At 40.7% G+C, this 8,158-nt stretch carries 8 protein-coding genes; all 8 read left to right on the top strand.

Annotated elements, in window-relative coordinates; genetic code table 11:
- Positions 1-65 precede the first annotated feature (65 nt).
- Positions 66-1,970, top strand: coding sequence for a glutamine--fructose-6-phosphate transaminase (isomerizing) (glmS, locus tag A9E74_RS13070; RefSeq protein ID WP_069297046.1), 1,905 nt, complete (start codon positions 66-68; stop codon positions 1,968-1,970).
- A gap of 80 nt (positions 1,971-2,050) precedes the next feature.
- Positions 2,051-2,392, top strand: a complete 342-nt coding sequence (locus A9E74_RS13065; protein ID WP_069297045.1) for a MarR family EPS-associated transcriptional regulator — start codon at positions 2,051-2,053, stop codon at positions 2,390-2,392.
- Positions 2,385-3,509 carry an NAD-dependent epimerase gene (locus A9E74_RS13060; protein WP_069297044.1) on the top strand — a complete coding sequence of 375 codons (1,125 nt, stop codon included), beginning with the start codon at positions 2,385-2,387 and terminating at the stop codon, positions 3,507-3,509. Before A9E74_RS13065 ends, A9E74_RS13060 begins: the two co-directional genes overlap by 8 nt.
- 5 nt (positions 3,510-3,514) lie before the next feature.
- Positions 3,515-4,153, top strand: a complete 639-nt coding sequence (locus tag A9E74_RS14550) for an ABC transporter transmembrane domain-containing protein (RefSeq protein WP_218104324.1) — start codon at positions 3,515-3,517, stop codon at positions 4,151-4,153.
- Between the two features lie 31 nt (positions 4,154-4,184).
- A complete protein-coding gene (locus A9E74_RS14545; RefSeq protein WP_218104323.1) occupies positions 4,185-5,303 on the top strand; it encodes an ABC transporter ATP-binding protein in 1,119 nt (372 codons plus the stop codon).
- Positions 5,304-5,318: 15 nt separating this feature from the next.
- Positions 5,319-6,317 carry a UDP-N-acetylglucosamine 4,6-dehydratase (inverting) gene (pseB, locus tag A9E74_RS13050; RefSeq protein ID WP_069297043.1) on the top strand — a complete coding sequence of 333 codons (999 nt, stop codon included), beginning with the start codon at positions 5,319-5,321 and terminating at the stop codon, positions 6,315-6,317.
- 2 nt (positions 6,318-6,319) lie between these two features.
- Complete coding sequence (gene pseC, locus A9E74_RS13045) at positions 6,320-7,477, top strand: UDP-4-amino-4,6-dideoxy-N-acetyl-beta-L-altrosamine transaminase (RefSeq protein ID WP_069297042.1); 1,158 nt, start codon at positions 6,320-6,322, stop codon at positions 7,475-7,477.
- The coding region (gene pseF, locus A9E74_RS13040; RefSeq protein WP_069297041.1) for a pseudaminic acid cytidylyltransferase at positions 7,474-8,158 on the top strand (685 nt) is incomplete at its 3' end. The genes pseC and pseF, both read left to right, overlap by 4 nt.

Genomic DNA, 8,158 nt, shown 5'->3' with positions numbered 1-8,158 from the left:
ACGGGAATTATTCAACTCTTAGCTGATGTATAATCCTTATTTGCTTTTTTGGAGGACGACCATCAGTGTGTGGAATAGTCGGTGGTATTGCTGAGCGGAATGTAGCCCCAATTTTAATGGAAGGACTTCGCCGGCTAGAGTATCGAGGGTATGACTCTTCTGGCGTAGCCTTGCTGAATTCGGATGCCAATATTCATCGTGTCAGATCGCTTGGCAAAATCAAGCAGCTCGAAGCCAAGATAGATGCGGAAAACACCAGCTTTTCTGGACAAATGGGCATTGCGCATACTCGCTGGGCGACACATGGAATCCCGTCCGAAAATAACGCCCATCCACACATTTGTAACCATCGAATTGCCGTTGTACACAACGGCATTATCGAGAATTATCAGGTTCTTAAACAACAACAGATCAATCAGGGATATCGTTTTACCTCTGAGACAGATACTGAGGTAGCTGCTCACTCTATCTATCAATATTTATACGGAGACGCTTCTCCAACCGCTGAACGCAGCAGCCTTTCATTACTTGAATCGGTAATGCAAGCAACCCAAGATTTTGAAGGGGCATATGCTCTTGGAGTAATTGCCACCGATGATCCCAATACGTTAATTGCAGCACGCAAAGGCAGCCCCTTAGTCATTGGCATTGGTATTGGTGAACATTTTATTGCCTCTGACGTATCTGCACTATTACCCGTGACCCAAAACTTCATTTTCCTAGAAGATGGTGATGTCGCTAAATTGACGCGCGATAGTATTGAAATTTTCAGTGCATTGACTGGCGAAAGGGTAGAACGTCCTGTAAAACAATCAACGCTGAATATCACAGCAGTAGAGCTTGGTGAACACCGCCACTACATGCACAAAGAGATATTTGATCAACCGCAAGCAGTAATCGACACTCTCGAAGGGCGGGTAACACAGGATAAAGTGCTAGTCTCAACATTCGGTCCTGGTGCAGAATCCATTTTTAAGAGTATTGAACGACTGCATATCATTGCCTGTGGCACTAGTTATCATGCCGGCATGGTCGCGAAATACTGGGCGGAAGATATTGTACGATTACCTTGCCAGGTTGAAGTGGCCAGTGAGTTTCGCTACCGAAATCCAGTTATTGAAGATAACACCTTATTTGTGACCATTAGCCAGTCGGGTGAAACTGCTGATACCCTAGCAGCATTACAGCAAATTAAAGCGCATGCAGCAGAAAGTCCCGAAGCTTTTGCACCAAAAAATATTCCGACATTATCCATTTGTAATGTAGCTGAAAGTAGCCTGACACGTGAAGCCGATCTGAGTTATCTCACCCATGCCGGTCCGGAAATTGGTGTCGCCTCCACCAAGTCGTTCACTACACAATTAGTGGCACTGGCGTTATTGCTAACTTGTATAGGTAAAGTCAAAAAACGCATTTCCCGTGAACGTGAAAAACACATTACTCAGGGCCTACAAAAATTACCCAACCTGATCCAGAATGCCTTGATGCATGAGCAGGAAATTCAGAATATTGCCCAAGATTTTGCTGATAAAAATCATGCTCTATTTCTGGGTAGAGGCACGATGTATCCAATTGCTTTGGAAGGCGCGCTAAAGCTCAAGGAAATCAGTTATATCCACGCGGAGGCTTATCCCGCTGGCGAACTCAAACATGGTCCTTTAGCCTTGATTGATGAGAACATGCCTGTCATTGCTATTGCACCATTGGATGATCTGTTGGAAAAGCTCAAATCCAATCTTCAGGAAGTTAAAGCCCGTGGCGGCCAGATGATCGTGTTTGAAGATGAGCGTTCGGATATCAGCTCTGAGTCAGGCTTTAAAGTCGTGAAAGCCACCACCAATGTCGGCCGTATTACAGCGCCAATAACTTACAACATTCTTCTACAGTTGCTAAGTTACCATGTTGCCTTAATCAAAGGCACCGATGTGGATCAACCTCGTAACCTTGCTAAATCCGTTACGGTGGAATAAGGATTAACAAAATTATTTACACTGGTGGTCACATACAGTAGAGTCTGTTCACTCAGTGAACAGATTGAGCTGTGCAGAAAATGTTGACGGATGAATATAGATATAAAATTCTCAAATTGATTGAAGCCAATCCTTCGATCAGTCAACGTGAATTAGCTAGTCAGCTTGATATCAGTCTCGGCAAAACCAATTTTTGCCTTAAAGCGCTTATTGAGAAAGGATTGCTCAAAGCCAGCAACTTCAAAAACAGTAAAAAAAAATCTGCCTACCTCTACTTTTTAACACCTAAAGGTTTCGAAGAAAAAGCCAGTGTATCCGTGCGATTTCTTAAACATAAAATGCGTGAATACGAAAAGCTTGAAGCAGAAATAGCACAAATTCGTAACGACCTTAACCAGCAAAAAGAATCAGACATTGAATAAATCCAATCCATTATCGAATCAAACCGTATTGGTTACTGGCGCTGCGGGCTTTATCGGATTTCATCTGATTAATGCTTTGTTAAAGCTGGGTGTAGGTGTGATTGGTATAGATAATTTGAATGATTATTATGAACCAGAATTAAAACGTGCGCGTTTAACAGAAATAGACAGACTTCGCATTACGCTGCAGGCTGATAATCTCAAGCCACCACATTTTCAGTTTATTGAGATGGATTTGGCAAATCGGCAGGAAATGCAAAAGTTATTCAACGATCATGTTTTTGATGTTGTTGTTAATCTCGCCGCTCAAGCTGGTGTTCGTTATTCCATAGATAATCCAAATTCATATGTTGACAGTAATCTCGTGGGGTTCGTAAATGTGTTGGAGGGATGTCGTGCAAGTAAAGTCAAACATCTGGTTTACGCTTCATCAAGCTCTGTATATGGTATGAATACTAAACAGCCATTCAGCACTGATGACCGCGTTGATTTTCCGATAAGCCTTTATGCCGCCACCAAAAAATCCAATGAATTAATGGCACATGCCTATAGCCATCTGTATAACATTCCCACCACTGGATTAAGATTTTTCACGGTGTATGGTCCATGGGGCAGACCAGATATGGCGTACTTTAAATTTACTAAGGCCATTTTGGAAGGTCAGCCGATTGATGTGTATAACCACGGTCAAATGCAGCGGGACTTTACTTATATAGATGACATTATCGATGGCATCTTGCGAGTGATGGCGAAAGCACCTAGCTTGAATGCATCTGTTAACCAATCACTTGATAAATCAACAGTCCTCACTGGCCAAGGTGAACTGCAGCAAGTCGTGGATGAATATAAAAAAAATACCAATGCGCAAGCCCCATATAAACTTTACAACATTGGTCACAACCAACCGATCACATTAAGAGATTTTATTAAGGCTATTGAAAAGGCTTGTGGCAAAAAAGCCATTGAAAACAGCCTGCCGATGCAACCGGGCGATGTACCCATTACCTATGCGGATATTGATTCATTAAGTAATGACACCGGATTTAAACCAACCACTAACATAGAAAGTGGAATGGAGAATTTCGTTCAATGGTTTAAGCAGTTTTATAAGGGCTGAACAAAATGTATCAGACATTTAAAAAAACGCTTTCGCTATTGAGCAAACAAGAAAAAAAACGAGGTCTCCTGGTTCTGATGATGGTCATCATCATGGCAGTATTTGAGACGCTGGGTGTTGCATCAATTATGCCTTTTCTCACAGTGTTGGGAAATCCAGAAGCAATTGAAACAAATCCTTACTTAAATACTATTTACAGCTATTTTAACTTTCAAAGTAAACAGCAGTTTTTAATTGCGTTGGGTGTATTCGCATTTTCTCTAGTAGTATTTTCAGCCGCCTTCAGAATCGCCACCACGTATGTAATCAATCGCTATACACAAATGCGACTGCACACACTCAGTGAAAGATTACTTGAGACTTATTTACGTCAACCCTACAGTTTCTTTCTGGGACGCAATACAGGGGATATGGCGAAAAGCATTCTTTCCGAAGTGAATCAATTAATTTCTAATGTCTTAAAACCAGCTATGGATGGTATTGCCTATATTTTTGTCACCATAGCTTTGATTAGCTTTTTAATTATTAATGATCCTAAATTGGCATTGATTGTCGGAGCTACGATCGGCGGAAGTTACCTTGTGATCTTTTTGATGATTCAAAAATACATCAAAAAATTAGGTTTCTCAACGGCTTATTGCTAATAAAACTCGCTTTAGAACAGCTGCAGAAGCTTTGGGCGGAATTAAAGATATTAAATTACTTGGCCGTGAACATACCTATTTGATGCGTTTTTCACCGGCCTCTAAAATATATTCAATAAATCAGGCAACAGCTAACACGCTTTCAGTCATTCCCCGATATATATTAGAAGCAATTGGTTTCGGTGGCATCGTTTTACTTGCACTAGCCTTAATGGCGCAATCTGATAATTTTGGCGATGCTTTACCGCTTCTAGGACTGTATGCTTTTGCTGGCTATAAATTGTTACCCGCTGCTCAACAGATTTATACTAGTTTAACTAAAGTACGCTTTGGCGGGGCAGCGGTGGATGATGTCTATGAAGATTTACATACCAGAGATACATTGGTTGAAATTCAAAAAGTAGCTGTAAAACCGCTCTTGGTAAACCATTCTATTAGCTTTCAAAATTTAAGTTTCTTTTATGAAAATGCAGAAAAACCAGCTTTAAAAAACTTAAACTTTGATATCAAAAAAGGAAGTTCAATAGGTTTGGTTGGTAGCACCGGAGCGGGCAAAACAACATTGGTTGATCTTATTCTGGGCTTGCTTGAGCCTAGTGAAGGTGAGTTTAAGGTCGATCATGCGATTATTGATGAGAAAAATACCCGGCAATGGCAGAAATCCTTAGGTTATGTACCTCAAGATATTTATCTAGTTGATGCCAGTATCAGTGAAAATATCGCGCTGGGTATTCCTGTTGAAAAAATAGATCAATCTCAAGTCGAAAAATGTGCTGAATTGGCGCAAGTTCATGACTTTATCCTCGAAGAATTAGCACACGGATATCAAACGCAGGTTGGTGAGCGTGGAGTGCGGTTATCCGGTGGTCAAAGACAAAGAATAGGTATCGCTAGAGCGCTTTATCATGACCCGGAAGTTTTAGTTTTTGATGAGGCCACCAGCGCACTCGACAACGTCACTGAAAAAGCGGTAATTGAGGCTGTTAATATTTTAAGCCATAAAAAAACCATCATCATGATCGCCCATCGACTCAGTACGGTTAAAAACTGCGATCAGATTATTTATCTTGAACAAGGTGAGATTATCGATTCAGGGAATTATCAGGAATTGATTGAGCGAAATCCTAAGTTCAGAAACATGGCCATTTAGGTTATAGGAAACAGCATGTTTAATAATAAAACAATCTTGATTACGGGTGGAACGGGTTCATTTGGACACAAGTTCATTCCGATGACGTTGGAAAAACACAATCCAAAAAAGATCATCGTATTTTCACGTGATGAAATGAAGCAGTGGGAGATGGCCAAACTTTTCGAAGGTGATGAACGATTACGGTTTTTTATTGGCGATGTAAGAGATAAAGATCGTTTATACCGAGCATTAGATGGTGTTGATTATGTCGTCCATGCTGCTGCAACAAAAATCGTCCCTACAGCTGAATACAATCCTTTTGAATGCGTAAAAACCAATATTAATGGCGCAATGAATCTTATTGATGCCTGCATTGATAAAGGGATTAAACGCGTAGTCGCTTTATCAACCGATAAAGCCAGTAGCCCAATAAACCTATATGGTGCAACTAAGTTAGCTTCAGATAAATTATTTGTCGCTGGGAACTCTTATAGTGGAGGGCACAGCACTAGTTTCTCGGTTGTTCGATATGGGAATGTAATGGGATCCAGAGGTTCAGTCATTCCTTTTTTTATGACCCTTAAAGAAAAAGGTGAGTTACCAATTACTGACCCGCGTATGACACGATTCATGATTTCATTAGAAGAGGGTGTGGAGCTGGTTTGGCATGCATTTGAAGATATGGAAGGTGGTGAGATTTATGTAAAAAAAATCCCTTCCATGAAAGTAACTGACCTTGCTAGAGTCGTCGCTCCAGAAGCATCTCAAAAGATTGTTGGAATTCGGCCCGGTGAAAAACTACACGAACAAATGATTGGGACTGAAGATTCATATTTTACTTATGAATATCCTGATCATTATAAGATTTTGCCTTCAATAAATAATTGGGGGCAGTGCCCTAAACGTATCAAAGATGGCAAAAAAGTAGAAGAAGGCTTTATCTATTCAAGCGATAACAATACTGAATGGATGACAGATGAGCAGCTTCAGCAGTGGATTGATATCAATTACTCTCAGATAGGAAAAATCTGAACATGATTCCTTATGGCAGACAAGACATAAATCAGGCTGACATTGAGGCTGTTATTGAAGTCTTAAAGTCGGATTTTCTTACTCAAGGGCCGATGGTGCCAATGTTTGAGAAAGCTATTACTGAGTATTGTCAGGCCAGATTCGGTGTTGCTACTAACAGCGCGACATCAGCATTGCATATTGCCTGTCTTGCCTTAGAGCTAGGTCCTGGTGATTATCTTTGGACGAGTCCCAATACCTTTGTGGCGTCAGCAAATTGTGGATTGTATTGCGGTGCTGAGGTTAATTTTGTTGATATCGACCCACGGACTTATTGTATGAGTGCCGATGCTTTAGAACAGAAACTTATTGAAGCCGATAAACAAAATAAATTACCTAAAATAGTTGTTCCAGTACATTTTGCCGGACAATCCTGTGAAATGAACCGGATACATGAATTGGCTGGGAAATATGGCTTTAGAATTATTGAAGATGCTTCCCACGCAATTGGTGGACAGTATTTAGGAGAGCCAATAGGCAACTGCAAATATAGTGATATTGCTGTGTTTAGTTTTCATCCTGTCAAGATTATTACCACAGGCGAAGGTGGACTGGCGACCACCAATAATGCCGAACTCGCAAAAAAAATGGAGTTACTGCGTAGCCATGGAATCACTCGTGATCCTGATTTAATGACCAGAAAACCAGATGGTGGATGGTATTACCAGCAGATCGAGCTGGGGTTTAATTATCGGATGACCGATATGCAGGCAGCATTAGGTGTTAGCCAAATGCAACGGCTAGATGAATTTGTCCAATACAGACATGTACTTAAAAATCGTTATGACGAATTACTTAGCGATCTGCCAATAATAAGACCGTACCAATCAACTGACAGTCACTCGGCCTTACATCTTTATCCAATTCAGCTTGAGTTGGAAAAACTCAATAAATCTCATTATGAAATATTTCATGAGTTAAGAGAGAATGGGCTAGGTGTAAATATCCACTATATTCCCGTTCATACTCAACCTTATTATCAACGCATGGGATTCAATCTGGGTGATTTCCCCAATGCAGAACGCTATTACGAAAGGGCGTTAAGTATTCCACTGTACTTTGGACTTAACGACATCCTGCAGAATGAAGTCGTGGCAAGCTTAAAAAAGGTTTTGCAATGAAGTTATGCGTCATTCCTGCGAGAGGTGGAAGCAAACGAATTCCTGGCAAAAACATTCGATCCTTTGCTGGTAAACCGATAATTGCCTATTCAATTGAAGCGGCACTTGAGAGCGAGTGTTTTGATCACGTTATTGTTTCCACTGATGATGACAATATTGCACAAGTAGCCAGAAATTATGGTGCAGAAGTTCCTTTCATAAGACCTGCCGAATTATCAGATGATTTTACTGGAACGACAGCGGTGATTGCTCATGCTACTCAATGGGCAATTGACCATGGAATAACCGTTACTGATATTTGCTGCATATATCCCACAGCGCCTTTAATACAAGTTCAGGACATTCAAACGGGAGAGAAGATACTCGAAACCGCACTTTGGGAGTATGTATTCTCTGCTGTTCAGCTAGATCCACAAGTTTTTAGATCGTTTTCTTTAAACAACTCTGGTGGCGTAGAAATGTTATTTCCACAATATTTCACAAGTCGAACGCAAGATTTACCTGTTGTGATGCAGGATGCTGCTCAGTTTTATTGGGGTAAGGTATCAGCTTGGTTAGAAGGCAAAAGTATCTTTGCTGAATATTCAACCTATGTGAAACTACCTAGCTACCGAGTGCAGGACATTGATACTCAAGATGATTGGGATAATGCGGAATTAATTTTTCAACCGAATAAAAGAG

This window comes from Methylophaga muralis, assembly GCF_001720165.1.
GTDB classification, from domain to species: domain Bacteria; phylum Pseudomonadota; class Gammaproteobacteria; order Nitrosococcales; family Methylophagaceae; genus Methylophaga; species Methylophaga muralis.
This window is presented reverse-complemented; position numbering and strand designations above follow the sequence as displayed.